The organism is Actinoplanes sp. DH11 (genome assembly GCF_020873875.1).
Taxonomy (GTDB): Bacteria; Actinomycetota; Actinomycetes; order Mycobacteriales; family Micromonosporaceae; genus Actinoplanes.
In genome coordinates this window covers 1-469 of sequence record NZ_JAHWGU010000124.1, presented here as the reverse complement: position 1 = coordinate 469, position 469 = coordinate 1, and the positions used below count along the sequence as shown (strand labels likewise).

At 62.3% G+C, this 469-nt stretch carries 1 protein-coding gene; it reads right to left on the bottom strand.

The window, feature by feature from the left end; genetic code table 11:
* Nucleotides 1-396 (bottom strand): hypothetical protein (locus LPA41_RS41025; protein ID WP_229076897.1); only part of this gene is annotated, 396 nt, incomplete at its 3' end.
* Nucleotides 397-469: the final 73 nt, after the last annotated feature.

Sequence of the window (469 nt, the reverse complement as noted above, 5' to 3'; positions counted from 1 at the left end):
CACCACGACCACGTCACCAGCGCGGAGTTGCGACTTGCGGTGAACCTTGTGCCCTTCCTCGGATAGATAAACGAGGTCATCCAGCGAAATCGCCTCTGGCTTGACGTTCGTGCCGCGCAGGGCAGGCACCCCTTCATCTGCGTACCAAGCAGCGGGGGTAACGACTATCCCAACAGTGACGAGGTCGCACATGTATTTGAGGCGCACCCATCCGACGGAGTTCTGGGCCTCATCAATCAGGCGGTCCGCAAGGACCCCCAACCTCTGACTCACGGATGCAGCCTGCTCTCGGCGGAGCCGGATGGTCTCGTCAATGCGGGCGACCTGACCGTCCAAGAAATCCGCGACGCGACGCTGCTGATCAAGCGGGGCTGGCACTACTTCGAGCGTCGCCATCTGCTCCCAGGACGTCCGGGGCATCTTCGTCCCGTACGACGTGGCGCTCGCATACTCTGCCCACGGTTCACTC